Below are 22,790 nucleotides of genomic sequence, written 5' to 3'. Positions count from 1 at the left end.
GCCATGGGCAAGACCTGTACCGAACTGTTCGCAGGTATCGACTGCACCATCCTCGGCAACGCCGACGACGAGGTGAACGGTATCGCCTACCGCAGCGACCGGGTGCAACCCGGCGACGCGTTCTTCTGCGTGGTAGGCATGACGACGGATGGGCACTCGTTCGCCCAGGACGCCATCGATCGGGGCGCGAAAGTGCTCGTGGTCGAGCGCAAGGTGTACCTGGCCGACGCTACGGACGTCACGGAGATCGTGGTGAAGGATACGCGCAAGGCCATGGCGGCCGCGGCGGCGAACTTCTACGACCATCCTTCCAAGGACATTGCGCTGGTGGGCATCACCGGCACCAACGGCAAGACCACCACGACCTACCTGGTAGAGCACATCGCGCGGGTAGCGGGGAAGCGCACGGGCGTCATCGGAACCGTGGGCATCCGCATCGGCGACGAGGCCGAGAAATCGGCTCATACCACGCCGGAATCGCCCGATTTGCAGCAGCTGTTCGCCCGCATGCGCGATGCGCGCTGCGACGTCGTGGCCATGGAGGTGAGCTCTCATGCGCTCGACCTCGATCGCACGTGGGACGCCGCATTCGCCGTTACGGCGTTCTCCAACTTGACGCAGGATCACCTGGACTACCATCACACGTTCGAGGCCTACTTCGAGGCGAAGGCGCGCCTGTTCTCGAAAGATTATCCGGCCAAGCGCGTGATCTGCATCGACGACAAGTGGGGCAAAGAGCTGCTGCGGCGTTGCTCGGTTGCCGAAGACAGCGTGGTCACGACGGGCTTCGATCCTTCCGCGCAGATACATCCCGTGGACGTGCAGTATGCTCCTACCCACACCACCGTCACGCTCGACGTGCGCGGCAGCTTGCATACATTCGACTACCCGCTCGTGGGCAAGTTCAACGTGGAGAACGTCATGTGCGCCTTCGGCATCGGGCTGCAGCTGGGCTTCCCGGCCGAGACCATCGTCGAAGCGCTCGAGGAGGCGCCGCAGATCCCGGGTCGTTTGGAGCGCGTGAGCGCGCCGAACACGGGCGGCGTGTCGGTGTTCGTGGACTACGCCCACACGCCCGACGCGCTGGAGAAGGCGCTCGCGTCCATCATGGCGCTCACGCCCGGCCGCACCGTCTGCGTGTTCGGCTGCGGCGGCGACCGCGATGCCAGCAAGCGTCCCATCATGGGCAAGGCCGCCCTGGCGGCCGACCATGCGGTGGTGACGTCGGACAACCCGCGCACCGAAGATCCGCAGGCCATCATCGAGGACATCGTGAGCGGAATGAGCTCGGGAGCCGGCCGCTTCGAAGTGGAGGCCGACCGTCGCGCCGCCATCGCGCGCGCCATCGCACAGGCGAAGCCGGGCGACTCGATTCTCATCGCGGGCAAGGGCCACGAGGACTATCAGCTCGTGGGCGACCAAGTGCTCTCGTTCGACGATCGCATCGTGGCCGCCGAGGAGCTCGCGCGTGCGTTCGGCGACGAACCCGCAGGCGAGGATCGATAGCATGCGTTTGAACCACAAGCAGATCGCCGCATGCACGGGAGGCTCGTTCATGGTGGAGCCGCTTGATCCGCGCGCGCTGGCCACGGGGCTCACCTGGGACTCGCGCGACGCGAAGCCGGGCGACGTGTACGTCGCGCTGCCGGGCGAGCGCGTGGACGGCCACGACTTCGTCGGTGCGGCCCTCTCGGGCGGTGCCGTGTGTGCGCTTGTGATGCAGCCGCTGGACGAGGCCGTGCGCATGTTGGCCGCCGAGCTGGGCGCAAGCGTTATCGAGGTGCCCGACACGGCCCACGCCGTGGCGGACATCGCGCGCGAATGGCGCTCTCACCTGCACGGTCGCGTGATCGCGCTGACGGGTTCCACCGGCAAGACCACCACGAAGAACCTTGTGCGCGACGTGCTGGCAAGCACGCTGTCCACGGTGGCGACGGCCGGCAACCAGAACAACGAGCTGGGCGTTCCCAAGACGCTGCTCGCCGCCGAGCAGGACACGCAGGCGGTGGTGGTGGAGATGGGCATGCGCGGCGCGGGCCAGCTGGCCGACCTATGCGACTACGTGCGCCCCGATTGGGGCCTCGTGGTGAACGTGGGCGAGAGCCATATCGAGCTTCTGGGCAGCCGCGAGAACATCGCGCGCGCCAAGGCCGAGCTTCTGTGCGCGCTGCCGGAGGGCACGGGCCGGGCGTTCGTGAACGCCGACGACGACTACGCCGATTTCGTGCGCGAGCATGCGCGCCTCGACGCGCGCCGCGTGGAGACCGTGCTGTTCGACGGCTCCGCCGCCGCAGCCGAGCGCCGCGCCCAGGCCGATGCCGCCGAAGCGGCGCGTCCCGCCGTGTGGGCCGAGCAGGTGGAGCTCGACGAGCAGGGTCGCCCGCGCTTTCGGCTGCACGCCGTCGGCTTCGCGGACGCCCCTGAGGAGGAGACGGCGCGCTGCGCGCTCACGCTGCGCGGCCTGCACAACGTGTCGAACGCATGCGCCGCGACCGCGGTCGGCCGCGCCTGCGGCATCCCGCTGGCCGTCTGCGCCGATGCCCTCGCGCATGCCGAGCCGGAAGCCGGCCGCCAGGAAGTGCTCCGTGCGCGCGGCGGGTTCACCGTGGTGAACGACGCCTACAACGCCAACCCCGACTCCATGCGCGCCTCGCTTGCGACGTTCTGCGCGCTGGACGTGCCGGGCAAGCACGTGGCCGTGCTCGGCGACATGGGCGAGCTGGGAAGCTACGCCCCGGCCTGCCATGCGGGCATCGGGGAGTTCGCCGCCACGCTGCCGCTCGACCGGCTCGTGTGCGTGGGCGAGCTGTCCCTGCACATAGCCGACGCCGCTGAGCGCGCCGGCATGGATCCCCAGCGCATCGTGCGCGCGGGCTCTCTTTCTGAAGTGTTCGGAGATTTGGACGCCTGCGTCGAGCCCGGAGACGCCGTGCTGGTGAAGGCGTCTCATTTCATGGGTCTGACTCGCGTAGTCGAAGGACTGGTCAATTAGCTATGTTTACGGTATTCAACCAATATCCGACGTTTCTCGTGTTCCTTGCCGTCGTGTTCGCCATGGTGGTGACCATGGTGCTCACGCCGCTGTGGATCAAGTTCCTCAAGTCGAGCCATATCGGCCAGCAGGTGCGCGCCGACGGCCCCGAGAGCCACCTCGTGAAGCAGGGCACGCCCACCATGGGCGGCGTCATCATGCTGATCGCGGTCATCGCGGTGGCGCTGTTCGTCGGCATGCCCACGCCCGAGACGTTCGTGCTGCTGGCGGCTACCGTGCTCACGGGTCTGCTGGGTCTCGTCGACGACGCGTCGAAAGTGGTGAAGGAGCGCTCGCTCGGTCTCACCCCGAAGGCGAAGATCGTGGGGCAGGTGGCCATTGCCACGGCGTTCGTGCTCGTGGCCGTGAACTGGCTGGGCATACAGCCCACCGTGGAGATTCCCTTCGTCGTGACGCTCGATTTCGGCATCCTGACCACGGTGGTTCCCGTCGGCGACGGCATCGCCATCCCCTGGCTGTACCTGCTGTTCATGAACATCCTGCTGGTGGGCATGTGCAACGCCGTGAACCTCACCGACGGCCTGGATGGTTTGGCGGCGGGCACGGTCATGATCGTGATGATCGTGATGGCGGCCATCGCGTACCGTTCCGATCTGTTGGAACCCGCCATCTTCGCCGCCGCGCTCGCGGGCGCGTGCATCGGGTTCCTCTGGTTCAACTCGTTTCCGGCCGACATCTTCATGGGCGACACCGGATCGCTCGCGCTGGGCATGGCGCTGGGCTGCCTGGCCGTGCTCACGAAGACCGAGTTCGTGTCGCTCATCATCGGAGGCCTGTTCGTGGCCGAGGCCCTGTCCGTCATGATCCAGGTGTTCTACTACAAGAAGACGAAGAAGCGCATCTTCCTCATGGCGCCGTTGCACCACCACTTCGAGAAGAAGGGCTGGAGCGAGACGAAGGTGGTCGTGCGCTTCTGGATCATCTCCGGCGTGCTGGCCGCGACGGGCTTCTCGCTGTACTTCGCCGAGACCCTCATGGCGGTGGCGTAGTCCATGGCTTCGCGGGAGCTCATAGCGAATCGCAAGCACGCGCCGCACCATCTGGGGCGCGTGCTCGTTTTGGGTCTGGGCAAGAGCGGCCGCGCGGCGGTCGCGTACCTGCTGCCGCTTCTGGACGGTCGCGTGGAAGCGCTGGCCGTGGCGGCCGGGGCGCGCAGCGCGGCCTCCGAGGAATTCGCGGCCGAGGCACGCGCGGCTGGCGCGCTCGTCGCGTTCGAGGACGAGGCGGTGGGCGTGCTGGCGGCCGAGGCGGGCGGGTCGTTCGACCTGTGCATCGCGAGCCCCGGCATCTCGCAGTTCTCGGCCTTCTACGAGGCAGCCGCGGCCGTATCGGCCGAGGTGATCAGCGAGGTGGAGTTCGCCTGGCGCGAGAGCGCCGCGGACAGCCGCTGGGTGGCGGTGACGGGCACGAACGGCAAGACCACGGCCTGCGCGCTGGCCGCGCACGTGCTGGCGGGGGCGGGCCTTGCCGCGGCCGCCGTGGGCAACATCGGCGATCCGTGCATCGAGGCCGTGGCCGCGGGGCGTACGGACGTGTACGTGGCCGAGGTGTCGTCGTATCAGCTGGCTTCCACGGCGCGCTTCGCGCCGAACGTGGCCGTGCTGCTGAACATCACGCCCGACCACCTGCATTGGCACCGCAGCTTCGAGGCGTACCGCGACGCGAAGCTCAAGCTGCTGGCGAACCTGCCCGGCGTGCCGGGCGCCGTGGCGGTGCTCGACGCGACGAACGACGTGGTGCGCGCCGAGGTGCGCCGCCTGCGCGCGCTGGACGCGGGCGAGCGGGGCTTCTCGTACGTGCCGCTGGGCACGGCCGCGGGGCTAACCGGTGACATGCGCGCCGCGTGCGGCAGCGACAACGCCGCGTTCCTGGACGCCGACGGCACGCTGCGCGTGGCGCTGAACGGTGCGGAGCACGCTGCGGCGCGCGTCGAAGAACTGCAGATCAAAGGCGAGCACAACGCCTCGAACGCGCTGGCCGTGGCGGCAGCCGCGCTCGCGCTGGGCGTGCACGAGAGCGACGTGGCCGAGGGGTTGCGCACGTTCGCGCCGCTCGAGCACCGCATCGAGCCGTGCGGCTCGGTGGCCGGCGTGCGCTGCTACAACGACTCCAAGGCGACGAACGTCGACGCCACGCTCAAGGCCCTCGCCGCGTTTCCCGAGGCGCGCCCCGTCGTGCTGTTGGGAGGCGACGACAAGGGCACCGACCTTGCGCCGCTCGTGGAGGCCGCCCACGCCCATGCGGGCGCGGTCGTGTGCTTCGGCGATGCGGGCGAGCGATTCGCTGCCGCGTTCGAGGCGGCGGACGCGCAGGCTCCTGCCGGTTTCGCCGCGGCGCGTGCTGCGCACCTCGCCGACGCGTTCGACGCGGCTCTCGCGCTAGCTTCGGCGGGAGATGTCGTGCTGCTGTCCCCGGCTTGCGCCTCCTTCGACGAGTTCTGCTCGTTCGAGGAGCGGGGAGCCGCATTCAAAACGCTCGTAGCCGACGCGGCTTCCGCGTTGGGCGCCTAGGCCCGCCATGGCTATTCAACGTGACAAGCGAGGCGCGCCTGCGCATATCATGGGACCTCGGATCATCCTCCTGCTGTCGGTGCTCGCCCTCATGCTCATCGGCTTCGTGATGATCTACTCGACCTCGGCGGTCATCACTTTGGCGAAAGCCGGCACCGAGGTTGCGGTCGATCCGATGGCCGAGACGCTCAACCAGATCAAGTTCGCCGTCGCGGGCGTGATCCTTGCTTTGATCATCTGGAAGTTCGTTCCCGTCTCGCTCTGGCGCAGCAATGCGGTATGGGTTATCTGGGCCGTGGCGTTCGCGCTGCTCGTGATCACGGCGGTGGCGGGCGTGGGCGATGAGGAATGGGGCGCCCGCCGATGGCTCATGATCGGTTCGGCCAGCCTGCAGGCTTCGGAGTTCGCGAAGATCGCGCTCGTGCTGGTGGCGGCGCGTCTGTTCACGGACTTCCGCGAGGGGCAGTACACCGTGTTGGTGTTCTTCGCGCTCGTGGGCCTGCTCGTCCTGGCTCCGGTGCTCATCATCCTGGGCCCCCAGTCCGACCTGGGCACGGCCATGATCTGCGTCGTGGGCATCCTCGCGGTCATGTGGCTGGGCGAGGTGCCGCTGCGCACGATGCTCATCGTGATCGGCGTCGTGGTCGCCCTCGGCCTCGTGGGCATCTTCGGCTCGTCATACCGCCGCGACCGGCTCATGGTGTTCATGAACCCGTGGAACGACGGCGAAGGCGGCTTCGGCACGGGCTTCCAGCTCATCCACTCGCTGTACGCGCTGTCCGGCGGCGGCCTGTTCGGGGTGGGGCTGGGAAACTCGCACGAGAAGTACCTGTACCTCACCCAAGCGGACACCGACTTCATCTTCGCCATCATCGGCGAGGAGCTGGGTTTGGTGGGCGCCGCGGTGGTCATCGCGCTGTTCTTGCTGTTCCTGTACGCGGGCACCCGCATCGCGCAGTCGTCGCCCGATAACTTCGGCACCATGGTGGCGGGCGGCTGCACCATCATGATCGCGTTCCAGGCGTTCCTCAACATCGCCATGGTCATCGGGTGGTTCCCTGTGGTGGGCAAGCCCTTGCCGTTCATATCGTCGGGCGGATCGTCGCTGGTGGCCATGCTCATCATGGTGGGCATCATCCTATCGGTATCGCGAGGCGCCGAGGCGCCGACCATCTACGATCGCCGACGCGCCGATCTGCGCGTCGTGCGCGCGACGAACGGTGCGCCGCCGCCCTCACGCGGCGGGCGCTCGTCGTCGAGCAGGGGCAGGAGGTAGCGAACATGCTGATCGTTCTTTCCGGCGGCGGAACCGCCGGCCACATCAACCCGGCGCTCGCCTTGGCGGACGTGCTGAAGCAGCGCGGCTGCGAGGTACGCTTCGCCGGCACGCCCACGGGCGTGGAGGCGCGGCTCGTGCGGGAGGCGGGCATCCCGTTCACGCCGTTCGAGGCCCAGGGTTTCAACCGCAACCACCCGCTCACGCTGCCGAAGGCCGTGCTCACCATTCAGAAGAGCACGACGCTCGCGCGCCGGTGGTTCGACGAGATACAGCCCGACGCGGTGGTGGGCTTCGGCGGCTACGTGTGCATCCCCGTGGCGCGCGCCGCCGAGCAGCGCGGCATCCCCGTGGTGGTGCACGAGCAGAACTCGGTCATGGGCATGGCCAACAAGTACCTCGCCAAGCGCGCCGCCGCCGTGTGCCTCACCTACGAGCACGCGGCCGAGGCGCTGGCCGACAAGAGCCGCGTCCGGGTGACCGGCAACCCCGTGCGCGAAAGCGTGTTCTCGGCCACGCGCGAGCAGGGCCGCGCGCGCTTCGGCGTGCCGGAGGGCGCGCGCATGCTGCTGGTGACGGGCGGCAGCCTGGGCGCGCGGCACCTCAACCAGGCCGTCGCCGCGCTCAAAGACGGGCTTCTGGCCTACGGCGACCTGCATATCGTGCAGGTGACCGGCCCCAAGGAGCTCGACGCCGTGCGCGAGCAGCTGGCGCTTTCGCCCGAGCAGCAGGCTCGTTGGCAGCTGCTGGGCTATACCGACCATATGGGCGACGCCATGGCCGCGGCCGACATCGTCGTCTCGCGCGCCGGCGCCACGTCGCTCGCCGAGATATCGGCCCGCGCGCTTCCGGCACTGCTCGTGCCGTTCCCGTTCGCCACAGAGGACCATCAGACCATGAACGCGCAGGCATGCGTGGAGGCGGGCGCCGCCTACCTCGTGGCCGACGCCGACGTGGAGGGGCCCGAGTTCGCCCGCAAGCTGCGCGAGCTCATCGAGGACGAGGACGTGCGCGCCCGCATGGCCGCCGCGGCCCGCGCGCAGAAGACGCGCGACGCCGCGGGCCTGCTGGCCGACGCGGTCATGGAAGCGGCTCGCGCACAGCGTTGAGCGGTCGCGCGATAGGGTACAATAGCGGTTTGCAGTACATCAGAGAGACCGAGGACGCACTATGGACACCATGCACATCGACCAGGTACATTTCATCGGCGTTGGAGGCGTCGGCATGAGCGGCATCGCTCGCGTCGCGTTCGACCAGGGCATGCGCGTGAGCGGCACCGACCTCAAGGAGAGCCGCTACACCAAGCAGCTGCGCGAGGCGGGCATCGAGGTGCACATCGGCCACGATCCGGCGAACATCCCCGAGGGAAACCCCGTGATCGTCGTGTCCACCGCCATCCTCGACAACAACCCCGAACTCGCCGCCGCCAAGGCGCGCGGCCTGACCATCTGGCATCGCGCCCAGATGCTCGCCTATCTGGGACGCGCGCTCCAGACGCTCGCGGTGGCCGGCACGCACGGCAAAACCACCACGTCGTCCATGCTGGCCAGCGTACTGGACGGCATGGGGGAGGATCCGACGTTCCTCATAGGCGGCATCGTGCGCGCCTACGGCACGAACGCGCACTCGGGAACGGGCGCCCATTACGTGGTGGAGGCAGACGAGAGCGACAAGTCGTTCATGCATCTGTCGCCGCGCGCCGTGCTGGTGACGAACATCGAGGCCGACCACCTCGACCACTACCGCGACCTCGACGAGATCTACGAGAAGTTCGCCTCGTTCATCGGGTCGGTGCCCGACGACGGCGGCGTGGTGGTGGCCTGCGGCGAGGACGAGGCGCTCGTGCGCGTGGCTCGCGCCTCCGGAAAGCGCCTGTTCACCTACGGCTTCTCTGATGCGTGCGACGTGCGCATCGCCTCGTACGAGCCGAACGGCGTGGGCAGCGACTTCACGCTCGAACTGCCCGACGGAAGCGTCGTGAGCGCGCACGTCAAGCAGAATCCGGGCCGTCACAACGTGTTGAACGCCGCCGGCGTCGTCGGCCTTCTGTGGGCGCTCGGATACGACCCTGCGCAAGCGGCCGAAGCGCTGGCCGACTTCGCCGGCGTGAAGCGCCGCTTCGACCTTGTGGGCGAAGCGGGCGGGGTCACCGTGGTCGACGACTACGCGCATCATCCCACCGAGATCGCCGCCACCATCGAGGCCGCGTCCCATCTGGGCTTCGCGCATGTGCACGTGCTGTTCCAGCCGCACCGCTACTCGCGCGCGCCGCTGTTCACCGAGGTGCTGAAGGACGATTTCGGCCGGGCGTTCGACGCGGCCGACGCCGTCACGTTCATGGACGTGTACCCGGCGGGCGAAGCGCCCGTCCCCGGCGTGTCGGGCAAGACGTTCCTGAACGTGGTGCTCGATCATGCGGGCCATCCCGAGGCCGCCTACGTGCCGCGCCGTATCGAGGTGGTGCCCTATCTCGCCGGCAAGCTGGGCGAGGGCGACCTGTTGATCACCATGGGCGCGGGAGACGTGACCGCCATCGGCCCGCAGCTCGTCGACGCGCTTTCGCAGGCGGACGGCGCCGCCGCGCGACGGCAGGCGTGATGCGGCGATGACCGCCCGCCATACCTCGCCGCTCGAGGCGCTGCTCGTCGACGACGCGTTCGACGGCGACGTGTACCCTTCGGAGCCCATGGCTCGGCATACCATGTACCGCATCGGCGGACCCGCGCGTTTCTACGTGCAGGTGGCCTCCGTCGGAGCGCTCAAGCGCCTGGTCACGGTATGCGAGGAGAGCCGGGTGCCGTGGGTGGCCATCGGCCGGGGCAGCAACCTGCTCGTCGCCGACGAGGGGTATCCCGGCGTGGTGATCACGCTCGGCCGCGACTTCCGCATCTGCCGCTACGACGAGGACGCGCACAGCTTCTGCGTGGGCGCGGGCGTGCCGCTGTCGTCGGTGGTGCAGGAGGCGTTCCGTCGATCGCTGGCGGGATTCGAGTTCGCCGTGGGAACGCCGGGCACCGTGGGCGGCGCGCTGCGCATGAACGCGGGCTCGCGCGACGAGTGGATCGGCTCGCGCGTGGTGTCGGTGACCACGCTGTCGCCCGGGAAGGGACTGGTTCGGCGCGACGGCGACCAGATCGCGTGGGGCTACCGTTCCAGCTCGTTCGCTTCAGACGAAGTGATCGTGGAATGCGAACTTTCCGTAGAGCCTGCCGACCCGTTCTTCATCCGCGGTAAGATGGAAGCGTCGCACGCGCGGCGCAAGAAGACGCAGCCGCTGTCGTTGCCGTCGTGCGGAAGCGTGTTCCGCAACCCCGAAGGCGCTCCGGTGGGCGCGCTCATCGAGGAAGCCGGGCTCAAGGGCCTGCGCATCGGCGGGGCGCAGGTGTCGGAGGTGCACGCGAACTTCATCGTGAACACGGGCGACGCCACGGCGCGCGACGTGCTGGAACTGATCAACCTGGTCAAGACGAAGGTGTACGAGACGTATGGCATCGAATTACAACCGGAAGTCCGTTTCCTCGGGTTCGCGTAAGGCGAGCCCGCGCAACAGCCGCGCTTCCGGGCAGGCCGGCAGGGGCGTGCGTCCCGCCGGCGGCGCGCCGCGCCAATCCGCGCGCGGCGGCATGCCGCGAACTTCGTCGCGTGCTTCGACGCCTGGAACCTATCGCGCCATTCCCGGCGGCCAGCTGCCGCAGCGTCGTGCGAACCAGGTTCGCCCGCCGTTGTCGTCGGTGCGCGTGGGGGATCTCGACCGCGCCGAGCGCTCTTCTCGTGCGCAGAAAACCTACCGTCGCTACCTGGTGCGCATCGGCATCGTGGCCGCGCTCGTGCTGGCGCTCGTAGGCGGCGGCCTGGCCGTGTACTACTCCAACCTGTTCACCATCGAGAACGTCTCGGTCACCGGCGTGGAGCATCTCACGGCCACCGACATGTCCGAGCTTGCCAGCGTGCCCGCCGGAACCACGCTTCTGCGCGTCGACGCCGCTGGCATCCGCGAGCGCCTGCTCAAAGACGCATGGGTGGACGACGTGTCGGTGAACCGCGTGTTCCCGAACACCCTGGAGCTGGCCGTCACCGAGCGCACCATCACGGCGGTGGTGGACGTGCCCACTGAGAACGCCGAGTCGGTGCAGCCGTGGGCCATCGCCTCGGACGGCATGTGGCTCATGCCCATCCCCGACCAGAATTCCGAGGCCGGCAAGAGGACCAGCCCGAAGGTGTACGAGGACGCGGCCAAGGTGCTGCACATCACCGACGTGCCCTACGGCACGCGCCCCGAGGTGGGCGCCTACTGCTCGGACGCCAACGTGAACAACGCGCTGGCCATCGTGGACGGCATGACCACCGAGCTGGCAGGGCAGGTGAAGAAGGTGGCGGCCACCGAGACCGAGTCCACCACGCTGACGCTGGAAAGCGGCGTGGAGATCGTGTTCGGCACGGCCGAGAACATCCGCGACAAAGAGCGCGTCTGCCTCGAGATCATGAAGGAGCATCCCGACGGGCTGGCGTACATCAACGTGCGGGTGGTGGATCGGCCCACCTGGAGGGCTCTCTAGGGATCTGCGCGGGCGGTGCCGAGGGGGCGAAGGCGGCGGGGCATCTCAGTCGCTCAGACAGTCCTCGCTTTGCTGCGGAACTCGCTTGGTGAGACGCCCCGCCGCCTTCGCCCCCTCGGCACTCGTCCTCAGCTTCCCGTTCGCTGGAAGGGTTCGACCTGGAAGTTTTGTGCTCGTTTGTCATCCTGAGCGAGCGTAGCGAGTCGAAGGATCCCGTGCGGCGGTTCGGGGGTTTCCGGCAGGCGGGAACCCCCGAACCGTCTGTTTCACAGCATGCGCGATGTTGCCAGGGCTACGGCTTCGTTGCGGGACGACTCCACGGCTTCTAGGAGGCGGTCGATGTCGTGCATGGTGGTGTAGGCGGCTATGCTGGCGCGGCAGACGGCTTCCGCGCCGATGTGGCGCAGGAGGGGCTGGGCGCAGTGGGCGCCGGCGCGCACTGCCACTCCGCGGCGGTCCAGCACGTGGGCGACCTCGGCTGCGCCCACGCCCTTCACGTTGAACGAGACGATGCCGCCGCGCGGCGTCTCGGCGTTCGGCCCGGGGCCGTAGAGCCTGACGGAGGGGATGGAGTCCAGGCCGCTCACCAGGGCGCGGGTCAGCTCGCGCTCGTGCGCGCGCACGGCGTCGAAGCCGATGCGGTCGAGATAGCGCACGGCTTCTGCCAGCCCCACGGCTCCTGCCACGTTCTGCGTGCCCGCTTCGAAGCGCCCCGGCGTTCCGTCGAACGAGGACGCGCGCTCGAACACCGCCTCCACCATGCCCCCGCCTCGCAGCAAGGGCGGCGTTTCCTCGAGGAGGCGCCGCTTGCCGTACAGCACGCCGATGCCCATAGGGCCGTACAGCTTGTGGCCCGAGAACGCGGCGAAGTCGACGTCGAGGTCGTGCACGTCGAGGGGCTCGTGCGCGATGCTCTGCGCGCAGTCGAGCACGGCGACGGCGCCGCAGGCGTGCGCCGCTTCGATGATGCGCTTGACGGGCGGCACGGTTCCCAGCACGTTCGACATGCCGGTGAACGCCACCACGCGGGTGCGCGTGCCGATTGCCCGGTCGATCTCGTCGTCTGAGACGACCCCGTCGCGGTCGGGCACGATGAAGGAGAGCCTCGCCCCGGAAAGCCGCGCCGCGGTCTGCCACGGCACGAGGTTGCTGTGATGCTCCAGCAGCGTGAGCGCGATCTCGTCGCCCGGCTCCAGCCGCTCGGCGCAATAACAGAGCGCCACGGTGTTCAGGGCGTGCGTGGCCCCGCTCGTGAACGCCGTCTCCTCCGGCGACGCGCCGATGAAGCGCGCGACCGTCGAGCGCGCGTCCTCGTAGGTCCGGGTGGCCGCAGCGGCCAGCGCGTGCGCGGAACGGTGCGGGTTTCCGCATGCCGTGCGGTAGAAATCATCCATGGCGTCGAGGACGCACGACGGCTTCTGCGTGGTTGCCGCGTTGTCGAGGTAGGCGAGCGGAGGGCCGCCCGCGGCGTGCGCGGCGAGGAGGGGGAAGTCCTCCAGCGGCGCGCACGCCCGTCCGTCCGCCATCGTCAAGCTCCCTCGTCCTGCTCGGCGTCGGCCGCGTTCATCGCGTCGCTCGCGGCACCGTACTGGACCATGCGCAGCGCGAGCAGCCGCTGCACGTTCTCCAGGCGGTCGCGGTAGGGGTCGTCGGCCGGACATTCCCGCGCGATCGCGTCCGCCAGCGCCGCGTCGCCCACCGTGTCGCGCAGCCAGGCGACGAAGGCGTCTACGTCGATGAGCTTGATGATCTGGTCGGCGCCCTTGCCCACGCGCGCTTCGTCTCGGTCGAGCAGGAACACGGCTGCGCTGTGCAGGTTGTACAGGTACAGGTCCGACCCGCCCTTGGAGGGCACCATGCGCCCGGCAACGAAGTGCTCGCCCCAGGAGAGCTCGCGCAGCGCATGGGCCGCCTCGTCGGGCGAGGGCAAGGGGAAGCGCCGGCACGCCTCGGCCATGCCGGGTATGCCTTCGGATCCGCTCCCCGCCTCCTCGCCCCATGCAGGGGAGGTGAGGCCGCCGCACGCAGCGGCCTCCCGGGATGTGGCGGCGGCCGTCTCGTCGAGAGCTGCCATGTCCATCACGCTCCCAGCTTTCCGGCCGCTTCCAGCTTGTCGGCGGCGAAGCCGAGGTCAAGCGCCTCGAGCCCGGAGCGCGTCGGGCGACCCGTGGACTCCTCGAACCCTTCGTGGGCGTAGAAGCGCGTCTTGAAGTCCTCGAACTTGTCGCGGTCGAGCGTGCGGCCCTGGCACAGCGAGTAGCTCCACTTCCCGTCCTCGAACACCACGAGGGGGAAGGGCTTGGTGGTCTTCACGTCGTACACGTAGTTCGTGAACACCTCCTGGTCGCGATGGCGTCCCTCCAGCGCCCAGATGGCGCGGTCGAGCACCCAGAACTTGTGCCCCAGCTCGATGCTTTCCTCGTAGGAGAGGTCGCGCCCGGTGACGGCCTGGAAGAACTTCACCTCGTACTCGGGCGTGGCCCCGTACGTCGAGCCCGTCTCGGCGGTGTGCTTGCGGCTGATGAAGTTCGGCCACACCCAGTCGCACATGCCCAGCGACTGCAGCCAGAAGCGCCCGTAGGCGCGGTTCCAGTGGATCTCGCGCACGCGCGCATCGGAATAGATGCCCTCCTCGCTCCAGTCGAAGCACAGCGGGTCGCCCAGCCCGGACTGATCGGCCAGCTGCTTGGCCATGTTCTCGGCCGAGACGGGCGGCTCGGCGCCGGTGAGCACCGCCATGATGGAGGTGTTGTACACCGCGTTGTGTACGCCGTGCTCGTTGATGTCTCGCTCGCTGAAGATGCTTCCGTAGCTCCATTCCACCTCGGCGCGCGGCTCGTTGTGCTCGCAGTAGCCCCAGTTCGGGCGCGCCAGCAGGCCCGACGACGTGTCCTCGTCCCAACGCCCCCACTTCTGCGCCGCGCGCGCGATGCCCTCGGCCAGGTCGTCGCCGATCTCGCGGCGGTAGGCGATGCGCATCAGCAGCTCCTCGATGAACGCGTAGGTGCCGTACTGCTCGAAGGGCAGATCGGTGTCGATGTCCTTGCCCTTGCCCATGACGCCCCTCTTGTAGAGGTTGTGCAGGTACACGGGCATGTCGATCTCGTAGCCGTTCAGCCCCAGCTTCGACAGCAGGCTGTAGGCGGCCAGCTGCTCGTCGATCTTGCCCGAGTCGGTGAAGTACAGGCCGGCCGAGCAGGTCAGCTCGTTGCCCACGCCGCCGGGGTACAGGTTACGGCAGTTCTTGAAGCAGCCGCGGCATCCTTCTGCGCGCGACACCGTGGGGCTCGTGTCCAGCACGGTGGATGCGGCGCCCGGGCTGCCCGGCGCGCCCGGAACCTTGCCGGCGTCGATGTCGTAGCCGAACTTCTCCTGCACTTCCAACCGCAGCCTCACGAGCGCGGCGGGGTCGGCGATGGGTATGCTCTTCGAGCCGATGAAGCTCATCGCCTTGAGGTTCTTGGCGCCGAACACCGCGCCGAAGCCGCTCTGTCCCGTCACGTGGCCGGCATCGTGCACGATGCACGACACGCGCGCCAGGTTCTCGCCGGCAGGTCCGATGCAGATGACGGACGGTCGCTGCGTGGTGCGGCCTCCGTCGCGCCCCTTCGTCAGCTCGTACCACGAGCCGGGGGCGGTGCCGTGCGTCACCTCGTCCCAGATCCTCTCCTGGCACTCGAAGGTATCGAGTCCCCAAAGGTCGGTCGCGTCGTTGAACGTCACTTGGTCGTTCACCACGCTGATCCACACGGGCGCTTCCGCTTTCCCGCGCACCACGCAGGCGTCGTAGCCCGCTTCCTTCATCATGCCGGCCAAACGGCCGCCCATGCTGGAGCGGTTGTACCATTCGGGCAGCGAGAACGGGCTGATGCCCGTGAACTCGCAGCGCGCCGAGGCGGCCGGCACCACGGCGCCCGAGAACGGCGTGGCGGCGAACACCAGCACGTTTCCCGGATCGACCGCCTCCACGGTCTTGTCCTCGCAGTAGTCCCAGAACAGCTTCGAGGCCATCCCGTGGCCGCCCACCCATTCGATGTAAGGTTCGGTGTCGATGGTCTGGGAGGTGCGGTCGGTCAGGTTCACGATGAGTATCTTGCCGGCGTAGCCGTAATGTTCGGTCATGAGGTCCTCCTATTATTTGTCGTTCGAGCCGGCTGCCGCCTGGGCTGCCGTGCCGCCTGCGCCGTATCCGAGCCGCGCGGGAGGGATGCGCGCCTCGTCGTCGCTGGGCAGGCCGATTTCCAGATAGTGGTCGTTGCGCAGGTTCGCCGTGTAGCCTTCGTCGGTTTGGACGGGCAGCACGTTGGTGAACGCGATGGCCTTCATGGGGCAGATCTCGACGCACAGCTGCTTGCCGGACGGGCCGCCCTCTTCATCCCAGAAGGGCGTGTTCTTGCACAGGTCGCACTTCTGGGCGTGCTTGTCCTCGAAGTTCCACTGCACGCGCGACGGCGTGAAGGGGCACGCCTCCACGCAGCGCTCGCAGCCGATGCACTTGCCCTCGTCCACGAGGCGCACGCCCGTCTCGGGGTCGGCGTGCATGGCGCCCACGGGGCAGGCTTCCACGCAGGAAGGGTAGGGGCATTGGCGGCACTGGTTCTGCATGACGTCGTCGGAGGGGAAGCTTCCCAGCGCGTTCTTCATCACCTGGATGCGCGAAAGCGAGGTGTTGATACGGCCCAGATGCGCGAGCGAGCACGAGATGACGCACGTCTCGCAGCCGGCGCACTTCTTCGCATCCACCAGCAGGTAGCCTTGGCTCGCCTCGATGGCGTACACGTCGTCGGGCAACAGCAGCGCCGTGATGCCGCTTCCCAGCACGGCGCCGATTCCCAATCCGCCGATCCCGGCGATGAACTGGCGCCTGGAGAGGCCGCCTTTATGCTGCGCGTCGGTCGCGCGCTGATTCGTCTCGGTCATATCGCTCATCTCCCTTGCGTGCCGTCGGCGGCTGCTGCGCGCGCGGCGGCTCCCGTCGTCTCTTGCGCGGCCGCGCGCTCTCCGGCGCCGAGTGCGGACTCGTCCATGCCGCGCTCGGGCTGCTCGCGCTCCAGCCGCTCCATCCAACCTGCATGTTCCTTTTCGGCCTCGCCGCGCGGCATCCATCCGATCAGCATGGACGGGAAGGTCTTCCACGAGAACGGCGCGATCACGGCGAAGAACACGTGCGCCGCCAAGAACAGCAGCATGAGCACGGCCGCGATGTCGTGCACCCAGAACATGACGTTCATGAGGCCGTCGGGCAGCGTGAGCACCACGTGGGCCAATGCCTTGACCAGGCCTGTCACCACCAGCAACGCGGCCGTGACCACGGCCATCACGTAGGCGGCCTTCTCGCTTTCGAAGTACTTGTCCTCGGGCGGCATCGTGAACTTCTTGATGCCCACGAGCAGGCCGTAGTGGCGCACCGTGTAGGCGACCACGTTCTTCGTGGGAAGGTGCTCGCGCAAGCGCCATTTCGAGATGATCGTGTTGCCCAGGTAGTAGAACGTCCCGAACAGGAACACGATCGCGGCCGCGAAATGGACGTTCTGCCATAGGATGGCGGCCGGGCCGTCCTCCACGAACGCCGGGGTGAACCTCAGTCCCAGCACGATGCCCGACGCGAGGCACACGGCGGTGCCGATGCCATGGGTCCAGTGGGACAGGCGCGCGGGGGCGTCGTGGCGGTACACCCGGTCGCCTGCGATAAAGGGGTCTGTTCGTTTCGCGAATGCGGAAAGGAACAGACCGAAAAACGGCGCCAGGGCGACGAGCCAGGGCGCTTGATCGAACCAGGGCATGGGGGTCTTCCTTTCGGTACAAGCTTCGCCCGACCTCGCAAGAGGACGCGACGATAAGCGTATTGGTTTGAGGAGGGGGATGTTCGCGCGCCGAATCGACGCGCGAGCTTTCTATACTTTGAAGGCGGTGAGTACGAGCGGAGCCATGGGGGACTCCCTTCCGGTCGCGGACGTTCGTTTTCGGTCAGCCGGTCGACGCGATGCTGCTCTTATACGATATAGCCTCGCCTGCATGTTCGGCCAGCAGCCGCCTTGCGAGCGGCGCTGCGCGGTTTTGCGAACGGGCGAGTCCTTTCGCCAGCGGTTGCCTGTCGACCATGAGCGGCGACGTCGATGGCCGCGCCGGCGCGCCACGGCGGCATCCATCGTTTCCGCTTACCCGGCTCATCCGCTATATCTGTGGACGTGCGCATTTCATTACCGCAGCGTAATTTGCAAATGGTTGAGCATCGTGTACAATAACCGCACGTGAACTGTGCCCTGACGGGAAACGCAGCATTTGAAAACGCAGCAGGTGTGGAGGATACAATGCCAAACAAGATAGGTTCCGAGCATTTGGCGGTCATCAAGGTCGTCGGCGTCGGTGGCGGCGGCACGAATGCCGTGAACCGCATGGTCGAAGCGGGCGTGCGAGGAGTCGAGTTCATCGCCGTGAACACGGATCGACAGGCTCTGCTCATGTCGGACGCCGACAAGACGATCCACATCGGCGAAGAGCTCACGCGCGGCCTGGGCGCCGGCGCGAACCCCGAAGTGGGCTGCCAGGCGGCCGAGGAAAGCCGCGCGGAGATCCGCGAGGCGCTCGCCGAGGCGGACATGGTGTTCGTCACGGCCGGCGAGGGCGGCGGAACCGGAACGGGCGCGGCGCCCATCATCGCCGAGATCGCCCGCGAGGAGATCGGCGCGCTGACGGTGGGCATCGTCACCAAGCCGTTCTCGTTCGAGGGTCGCACCCGCCGCAACCAGGCCGATCAGGGCATCGACCTCCTGTCCCAGAAAGTCGACACGCTCATCGTCATCCCGAACGACCGCCTGCTGGAGATCGTGGACAAGAAGACGAGCATGCTCGACGCGTTCCGCATCGCCGACGACACGCTGCGCCAGGGTATCCAGGGCGTCACGGACCTCATCACCATCCCGGGCCTCATCAACCTCGACTTCGCGGACATCCGCACGGTCATGAAAGACGCCGGCACGGCCATGATGGGCATCGGCCTCGCCTCCGGCGAGAACCGCGCCCTCGACGCGGCGCAGCAGGCCACGAACTCCAACCTGCTGGAAGCCTCCATCGCGGGCGCGTCGCGCGTGCTGTTCTCCATCGCCGGCGGCCCCGACCTCACGCTCACCGAGGTCGACGCGGCGGCGCGCACGGTGGAAGCTTGCGCCGACGAGAGCGCCAACATCATCTACGGCCAGATCATCGACGAAGGCATGCAGGATCAGGTGCGCATCACGGTGATCGCCACGGGTTTTAAGATGGGTTCTTCGCAGCAGTCCTCCATGGACTTCTCGCGCAAGGACCTGTTCGCCTCCACGACGGCGCCCGACCCGATGCCGTCCGCTCCTCCTGTGACGTTCTCCACGACGTCGCGCGACGGCCGTTTCGCCGACGAGGACTACATCCCCGACTTCCTGAAGCGCCAGCGGTAAGGAGCGGTCGCTTGATGGTCGCGACCGGACAACTGCCCATCCCTCAGATAACCGCGCGCCGATTTGGCGCGCGTTGTCTTCCTGCGCTTACCGACGATGCCCTGTACGAGCGCACGGGCGTGCGCGTCGCGTTCACCGGACGCGCGGGCGGGGTGAGCGAAGGCCCGTATTCCTCGCTCAACTTGGGTAATCACGTGGGCGACGACCCTGCGTCGGTCGAGCGCAACCGAGCGCTCGTGCTGGAAGCGCTCGATGCGGCCGACGTTCCGCTCGTGGTGCCCAGCCAGGTGCACGGGGAAGTCGTGGTGGAGCTCGACGACGCGTCGCCCGAGGCGCTCGATGCCGCGCGCGAAGCGGCGCTCGCGGGCGCCGACGCTCTTGTCGCCACCGTTCCCGGGATCGCGGCGCTGCTGTGCTTCGCCGACTGCGTCCCCGTGATCGTCGTGTCGCCGACGGGCCGATTCGCGGTGGCGCACGCCGGATGGCGCGGCGTGGAGAACGGCGTGGCCGCGAAGGCCGTCCGCGCGCTCGCGCGGGCCGATGCCGCCGAGCTGGGGGAGGATGCGGCGAGCGGCTACAACGTGTACGTGGGGCCGCACATCCACGCGTCCTGCTTCGAGACGGGCGCCGACGTGCGCAAGCGCTTCGAAGACCGCTTCGGTTCCTCCTGCATTCCCGACGAACGCCATGTCGACCTGCTGGAGGCGTTGACGGTCGGGCTCGAAGAGGCAGGCATCGATCGCGCGCGCGTGGCTGATGCGGGCGTGTGCACGGTATGCTCGTGCGACGAATTCTTCTCGTACCGCGCCGCGGGCGGCATCTGCGGGCGCCATGGCGCGGTGGCGTTTCGAAAGGCTGGGTGAGCGGCATGGGATTCAAAGAGCGCTACGAGCGCACGGTCGCAGAGGCGGCCGCCTGTTGCGAGGCGTGCGGGCGCGATCCGAAGAGCGTGGTCGTAGTGGCGGTGTCGAAGACGGTGGGTGCCGACGAAGTGGCCGAGGCCATCGAGGCCGGCGCGCACGACTTCGGCGAGAACCGCCCGGACTCCCTCGAGGGGAAGCGCGCTCGCTTTCCGCAGCAGACCTGGCACTTCATCGGCAACATCCAATCGCGCCGCATTCCCGACATCGTGCGGGATGCCGCGCTCGTGCACTCGCTGTACCAACAGCGTCACGTGCCGAAGTTCGACGCCGCAGCTGCGGCGTCGGGCAAGGTGCAAGACGTGCTGCTCGAGGTGAACGTGTCGGGGGAGGCGAGCAAGAGCGGTCTCGCGCCGAGCGAGGTGGCCGGCATGCTGGAGTACTGCGCGGGCTTTCCGCACGTGCGCGTGCGCGGGCTTATGACGATGGCGCCGCAGGGCGATGCGCAACGGGCTCGCGCATGCTTCGCCGATCTGGCGCGTTTGCGCGACGAAGTGCGGCTTGGGCTCGACGGGGAACAGGCCGCCGTATTCGATGAGCTTTCTATGGGCATGAGCGAAGACTGGCATGAGGCGATAGCCGAGGGCGCTACCATAGTGCGCATCGGGCGAGCCCTGTTCGACGACGCTTTCGAGAGCCCCGCGCACGCGTGAGAGCGCGGCGCGGCCATGACGCTGAACGCAGCGGCGGCTGGACCGCCGGATAAGAAACGAAGCAGGTGAACGGTATGGAGCTGCCAAAGATCAAGAAATCGGAGCACGGAATGCTCGAGGGAATCAAATCGAAACTGGGTTTCGCAGACGCCAACCCGCATTACGACGACGGCTACTACGACGAGGGGTTCGACGACTACAGCGAGGAGTACGGCGAGTACGGTCCCGACTACAACGAGGACGATTTCCCCGCCGACGATGCTCCCGGTTCGCGTTATGAGCCCTATGCGCCCGTGACTTCGCGTCCTGCGCGCGCCTCGCACGCGCGCTCCTCGGCGCGCAGCTCGTCCGTGGGATCCGCGAAGCTCGTGTCCATCGACGACGTGCGCGCGCACACCCAGGTGCCCGAGAGCCTCAACCGCGATCCGTTGCCGCCTCGCCGCGTGACGTCGCCTTCAAGCGGCTCCTACCGCGGCGATCGCACCATGGTGGAAGCGGCGCAGCCCGCCCCGGCGAACACGCCTATCGCGCGTGCGGCCGCCGCAGCGAACCGCGAGCGCTCCGAGAGCCTGAACTCGCTGTTCACCTCCACGTCCGACGATGCGCCGAGCGTTTCTGGGCCTTCTGGCTCGGGCGTCGCGGTGCAAACGGCAACCACCGCTTCGGGCGCTACCGTGGCAACCGCCACGGCGACGACTGCGGCGTTCGATCCGTTCGACGCCTACGCGGGCGCCGGGGCGGTCAAGCACAACCCCTCCCGCTCGGTCACCGTGCTCAAGCCGGCCAGCTACGCCGAGGTCGAGCGCATCGCGAAGGCTCTCAAGGCGGGGGATGTGGTGGTGCTCGCGCTGCGCAACACGCCCGACAATCTGTCGAAGCGCATCCTCGACTTCTCGTTCGGCGTGTCGAGCGCTCTCGACGCCAGCGTGGACTGCGTGGCCGACAAGGTGTTCGTCATCTCGCGCGGTGCTGCGCTCACCGATGCCGAGCGCATGAGCCTGCGCGGGCAGGGCGTGCTGTGATCCCGTATTCGATTCTTCGCCGGCGCGGCTGCCGCCGCCCGACGTTCTAAGGAGTAGAACGCATGTTGAGCATCAAATACCTCATCGTGTCGCTTGCCGATGCGTACAGTATGGTGCTGTTCGTCTACGTGCTCATGTCGTGGTTTCCCACCGACCGTGGCATCTTGGCGGACATCAACCGGGTACTGGCCAAAGTGTGCGACCCGTATCTCAACCTCTTCAGGAAGCTGATACCCCCGCTTGGAGGTATGGTGGACGTTACGCCCATCATCGCCCTGCTTGTATTACAATTTGGAGTACGTTTACTGATAAACTTGTTTTAATGCGTAGAATCGTGTTCGCGTGCGAACAAGACGAAGGGACTACAGATGGCTATCACCTCGGCTGAGATACACAACCAGAGCTTCTCGATCGATCGCAAAGGCTACGACGTCGACGAAGTCGATGTGTTCCTCGAGCATGTCGCCGACGAGATCGACGGCATGAACGCCCAGATCGCCCAACTCGAGAACCAGCTGGACGATCGTAAGTTCGAAGGCTTCGACACGCCGGCTCGCGTCGAAGCTCCCGTCGTCGTGACGGACGATGCCGCGCTGGCCGAGAAGGACGCGCGCATCGCCGATTTGGAGCGCCAGCTCGAGGCCAAAAAGGCCGACGACAACGCCATCGCGCAGGCTCTCATCATCGCGCAGCGTTCTGCAGACGAGATCATCGCGAACGCGAATGCCCAGGCAGCGGCCACCATCAAAGATGCCGAGGACGAGGGCACGCGCATCGTGGACAAGGCGGAAGCCGAGCGTCAGAAGGTGCTCGACGCCATCAAGAAGCTCGAGGACGACCGCGAGGACGTGCGCGAGGACTACCGGGACCTGCTCACCGACTTCATCGGTGACGCTACGCGCAAGCTGGCCGAGATCGGCGGCGAGATGCCCGCTTCCCTGCCGGTCAGCGCCCATGCGCGCACGATCGACGTGGTCGAGACCACCGCTACGGGCCGTGTGACGGCTCCGGCCCAGGCTCCCATCAACCGCGACGGCGCCGGCGCGTACTCCGTGCCCCAGGCGACGGGCGCCGTGGTGGCCGCCCCGGCCACGCCGATGCCCTCGGGCGTCGAGAAGGACCTGTCCGGCTTCGGCGATGCCGACGATGCCTTCGAGTTCGAGGAAATCGACTAACGCAGCCGCAGGCTCGAGCGTCGCGTGCTCGGCAACGACGAACGCGCCCCCTCCCGGGGGCGCGTTTTTTTGCGCGTAGGAAGGGGTGCCGGCGCGCGCGATTGCCCTCCCGCGCGTAGGGATTTCCCCGATTTTTGTCGCTATCTTCTGTAGACCGTTGACGGTGACGTAGCGTCATCGCGTATGCTCGGTT

Annotated in this window: 20 protein-coding genes; 15 read left to right on the top strand and 5 right to left on the bottom strand. The window is 67.7% G+C overall.

Annotated features, from left to right (window positions below; all coding sequences use genetic code 11):
* Window positions 1-3: 3 nt before the first annotated feature.
* The 9 genes from ELEN_RS10545 (at window position 4) to ELEN_RS10505 (ending at window position 11,394) form a co-directional block, all read left to right on the top strand.
* Window positions 4-1,506, top strand: coding sequence for a UDP-N-acetylmuramoyl-L-alanyl-D-glutamate--2,6-diaminopimelate ligase (locus ELEN_RS10545; RefSeq protein WP_015760959.1), 1,503 nt, complete (start codon window positions 4-6; stop codon window positions 1,504-1,506).
* Between the two features lies 1 nt (window position 1,507).
* Window positions 1,508-2,992 (top strand): UDP-N-acetylmuramoyl-tripeptide--D-alanyl-D-alanine ligase, encoded by a 1,485-nt coding sequence (locus tag ELEN_RS10540; protein WP_015760958.1) that lies wholly within the window; start codon window positions 1,508-1,510, stop codon window positions 2,990-2,992.
* 2 nt (window positions 2,993-2,994) lie between these two features.
* Window positions 2,995-4,041 (top strand): phospho-N-acetylmuramoyl-pentapeptide-transferase, encoded by a 1,047-nt coding sequence (gene mraY, locus ELEN_RS10535; protein ID WP_009306253.1) that lies wholly within the window; start codon window positions 2,995-2,997, stop codon window positions 4,039-4,041.
* Window positions 4,042-4,044: 3 nt separating this feature from the next.
* Window positions 4,045-5,562, top strand: coding sequence for a UDP-N-acetylmuramoyl-L-alanine--D-glutamate ligase (gene murD, locus ELEN_RS10530; protein ID WP_015760957.1), 1,518 nt, complete (start codon window positions 4,045-4,047; stop codon window positions 5,560-5,562).
* A 49-nt stretch (window positions 5,563-5,611) separates the two neighbouring features.
* The gene (locus ELEN_RS10525) at window positions 5,612-6,838 is read left to right on the top strand and encodes an FtsW/RodA/SpoVE family cell cycle protein (RefSeq protein WP_227101047.1); all 1,227 of its coding nucleotides are present in this window, start codon (window positions 5,612-5,614) and stop codon (window positions 6,836-6,838) included.
* A 5-nt stretch (window positions 6,839-6,843) separates the two neighbouring features.
* Window positions 6,844-7,947, top strand: a complete 1,104-nt coding sequence (gene murG / locus ELEN_RS10520; RefSeq protein WP_015760956.1) for an undecaprenyldiphospho-muramoylpentapeptide beta-N-acetylglucosaminyltransferase — start codon at window positions 6,844-6,846, stop codon at window positions 7,945-7,947.
* Window positions 7,948-8,008: 61 nt separating this feature from the next.
* Window positions 8,009-9,436: a UDP-N-acetylmuramate--L-alanine ligase gene (gene murC / locus ELEN_RS10515; RefSeq protein ID WP_009306249.1), complete on the top strand. Its 1,428-nt coding sequence runs from the start codon at window positions 8,009-8,011 to the stop codon at window positions 9,434-9,436.
* Window positions 9,437-9,443: 7 nt separating this feature from the next.
* Window positions 9,444-10,370 (top strand): UDP-N-acetylmuramate dehydrogenase, encoded by a 927-nt coding sequence (murB, locus tag ELEN_RS10510; RefSeq protein WP_009306248.1) that lies wholly within the window; start codon window positions 9,444-9,446, stop codon window positions 10,368-10,370.
* Complete coding sequence (locus ELEN_RS10505) at window positions 10,324-11,394, top strand: cell division protein FtsQ/DivIB (protein ID WP_009607801.1); 1,071 nt, start codon at window positions 10,324-10,326, stop codon at window positions 11,392-11,394. The genes murB and ELEN_RS10505 overlap by 47 nt, the downstream gene beginning before the upstream one ends.
* A 266-nt stretch (window positions 11,395-11,660) precedes the next feature.
* Here ELEN_RS10505 and ELEN_RS10500 read toward each other — a convergent pair whose 3' ends face one another.
* From ELEN_RS10500 to ELEN_RS10480, 5 genes are read right to left on the bottom strand one after another with little or no spacing between them, the layout of a single operon-like run.
* The gene (locus tag ELEN_RS10500) at window positions 11,661-12,920 is read right to left on the bottom strand and encodes a SufS family cysteine desulfurase (protein WP_015760954.1); all 1,260 of its coding nucleotides are present in this window, start codon (window positions 12,918-12,920) and stop codon (window positions 11,661-11,663) included.
* 2 nt (window positions 12,921-12,922) lie between these two features.
* Window positions 12,923-13,474, bottom strand: a complete 552-nt coding sequence (locus tag ELEN_RS10495) for a hypothetical protein (protein WP_035576657.1) — start codon at window positions 13,472-13,474, stop codon at window positions 12,923-12,925.
* Window positions 13,474-15,516, bottom strand: a complete 2,043-nt coding sequence (locus ELEN_RS10490) for an aldehyde ferredoxin oxidoreductase N-terminal domain-containing protein (protein ID WP_015760952.1) — start codon at window positions 15,514-15,516, stop codon at window positions 13,474-13,476. Before ELEN_RS10490 ends, ELEN_RS10495 begins: the two co-directional genes overlap by 1 nt.
* A 12-nt stretch (window positions 15,517-15,528) precedes the next feature.
* Window positions 15,529-16,314 (bottom strand): 4Fe-4S dicluster domain-containing protein, encoded by a 786-nt coding sequence (locus ELEN_RS10485; RefSeq protein ID WP_009306243.1) that lies wholly within the window; start codon window positions 16,312-16,314, stop codon window positions 15,529-15,531.
* A gap of 5 nt (window positions 16,315-16,319) precedes the next feature.
* Window positions 16,320-17,177 carry a cytochrome b/b6 domain-containing protein gene (locus tag ELEN_RS10480; protein ID WP_015760951.1) on the bottom strand — a complete coding sequence of 286 codons (858 nt, stop codon included), beginning with the start codon at window positions 17,175-17,177 and terminating at the stop codon, window positions 16,320-16,322.
* A gap of 528 nt (window positions 17,178-17,705) precedes the next feature.
* On the opposite strand from ELEN_RS10480, the gene ftsZ reads away from it, so the two are divergent.
* The 6 genes from ftsZ (at window position 17,706) to ELEN_RS10450 (ending at window position 22,597) form a co-directional block, all read left to right on the top strand.
* Complete coding sequence (ftsZ, locus tag ELEN_RS10475; protein ID WP_009306241.1) at window positions 17,706-18,827, top strand: cell division protein FtsZ; 1,122 nt, start codon at window positions 17,706-17,708, stop codon at window positions 18,825-18,827.
* A 14-nt stretch (window positions 18,828-18,841) separates the two neighbouring features.
* Complete coding sequence (locus ELEN_RS10470; protein ID WP_015760950.1) at window positions 18,842-19,690, top strand: purine nucleoside phosphorylase YfiH/LACC1 family protein; 849 nt, start codon at window positions 18,842-18,844, stop codon at window positions 19,688-19,690.
* 5 nt (window positions 19,691-19,695) lie between these two features.
* Window positions 19,696-20,400: a YggS family pyridoxal phosphate-dependent enzyme gene (locus ELEN_RS10465; protein ID WP_015760949.1), complete on the top strand. Its 705-nt coding sequence runs from the start codon at window positions 19,696-19,698 to the stop codon at window positions 20,398-20,400.
* A 74-nt stretch (window positions 20,401-20,474) separates the two neighbouring features.
* Entirely contained in the window at window positions 20,475-21,422 is a 948-nt protein-coding gene (locus ELEN_RS10460) for a cell division protein SepF (RefSeq protein ID WP_009306238.1), read from the top strand.
* 62 nt (window positions 21,423-21,484) lie between these two features.
* The gene (locus ELEN_RS10455) at window positions 21,485-21,745 is read left to right on the top strand and encodes a YggT family protein (protein WP_009306237.1); all 261 of its coding nucleotides are present in this window, start codon (window positions 21,485-21,487) and stop codon (window positions 21,743-21,745) included.
* 45 nt (window positions 21,746-21,790) lie between these two features.
* Window positions 21,791-22,597 (top strand): DivIVA domain-containing protein, encoded by an 807-nt coding sequence (locus ELEN_RS10450; RefSeq protein WP_015760948.1) that lies wholly within the window; start codon window positions 21,791-21,793, stop codon window positions 22,595-22,597.
* Window positions 22,598-22,790 lie beyond the last annotated feature (193 nt).

It is taken from the genome of Eggerthella lenta DSM 2243 (assembly GCF_000024265.1).
GTDB lineage: Bacteria > Actinomycetota > Coriobacteriia > Coriobacteriales > Eggerthellaceae > Eggerthella > Eggerthella lenta.
This window is presented reverse-complemented; position numbering and strand designations above follow the sequence as displayed.

Excerpts from the sequence above, each read along its gene's own strand:
- ELEN_RS10505 (WP_009607801.1), top strand. The coding sequence starts at position 10,324 with ATGGCATCGAATTACAACCGGAAGTCCGTTTCCTCGGGTTCGCGTAAG.
- ftsZ (WP_009306241.1), top strand. The coding sequence starts at position 17,706 with ATGCCAAACAAGATAGGTTCCGAGCATTTGGCGGTCATCAAGGTCGTC.
- ELEN_RS10485 (WP_009306243.1), bottom strand. The coding sequence starts at position 16,314 with ATGACCGAGACGAATCAGCGCGCGACCGACGCGCAGCATAAAGGCGGC.
- ELEN_RS10460 (WP_009306238.1), top strand. The coding sequence starts at position 20,475 with ATGGAGCTGCCAAAGATCAAGAAATCGGAGCACGGAATGCTCGAGGGA.
- murD (WP_015760957.1), top strand. The coding sequence starts at position 4,045 with ATGGCTTCGCGGGAGCTCATAGCGAATCGCAAGCACGCGCCGCACCAT.
- murB (WP_009306248.1), top strand. The coding sequence starts at position 9,444 with ATGACCGCCCGCCATACCTCGCCGCTCGAGGCGCTGCTCGTCGACGAC.
- ELEN_RS10480 (WP_015760951.1), bottom strand. The coding sequence starts at position 17,177 with ATGCCCTGGTTCGATCAAGCGCCCTGGCTCGTCGCCCTGGCGCCGTTT.
- ELEN_RS10455 (WP_009306237.1), top strand. The coding sequence starts at position 21,485 with ATGTTGAGCATCAAATACCTCATCGTGTCGCTTGCCGATGCGTACAGT.
- mraY (WP_009306253.1), top strand. The coding sequence starts at position 2,995 with ATGTTTACGGTATTCAACCAATATCCGACGTTTCTCGTGTTCCTTGCC.
- ELEN_RS10450 (WP_015760948.1), top strand. The coding sequence starts at position 21,791 with ATGGCTATCACCTCGGCTGAGATACACAACCAGAGCTTCTCGATCGAT.
- ELEN_RS10500 (WP_015760954.1), bottom strand. The coding sequence starts at position 12,920 with ATGGCGGACGGACGGGCGTGCGCGCCGCTGGAGGACTTCCCCCTCCTC.
- ELEN_RS10495 (WP_035576657.1), bottom strand. The coding sequence starts at position 13,474 with ATGGACATGGCAGCTCTCGACGAGACGGCCGCCGCCACATCCCGGGAG.
- murC (WP_009306249.1), top strand. The coding sequence starts at position 8,009 with ATGGACACCATGCACATCGACCAGGTACATTTCATCGGCGTTGGAGGC.
- ELEN_RS10545 (WP_015760959.1), top strand. The coding sequence starts at position 4 with ATGGGCAAGACCTGTACCGAACTGTTCGCAGGTATCGACTGCACCATC.
- murG (WP_015760956.1), top strand. The coding sequence starts at position 6,844 with ATGCTGATCGTTCTTTCCGGCGGCGGAACCGCCGGCCACATCAACCCG.
- ELEN_RS10465 (WP_015760949.1), top strand. The coding sequence starts at position 19,696 with ATGGGATTCAAAGAGCGCTACGAGCGCACGGTCGCAGAGGCGGCCGCC.
- ELEN_RS10525 (WP_227101047.1), top strand. The coding sequence starts at position 5,612 with ATGGGACCTCGGATCATCCTCCTGCTGTCGGTGCTCGCCCTCATGCTC.
- ELEN_RS10470 (WP_015760950.1), top strand. The coding sequence starts at position 18,842 with ATGGTCGCGACCGGACAACTGCCCATCCCTCAGATAACCGCGCGCCGA.
- ELEN_RS10490 (WP_015760952.1), bottom strand. The coding sequence starts at position 15,516 with ATGACCGAACATTACGGCTACGCCGGCAAGATACTCATCGTGAACCTG.
- ELEN_RS10540 (WP_015760958.1), top strand. The coding sequence starts at position 1,508 with ATGCGTTTGAACCACAAGCAGATCGCCGCATGCACGGGAGGCTCGTTC.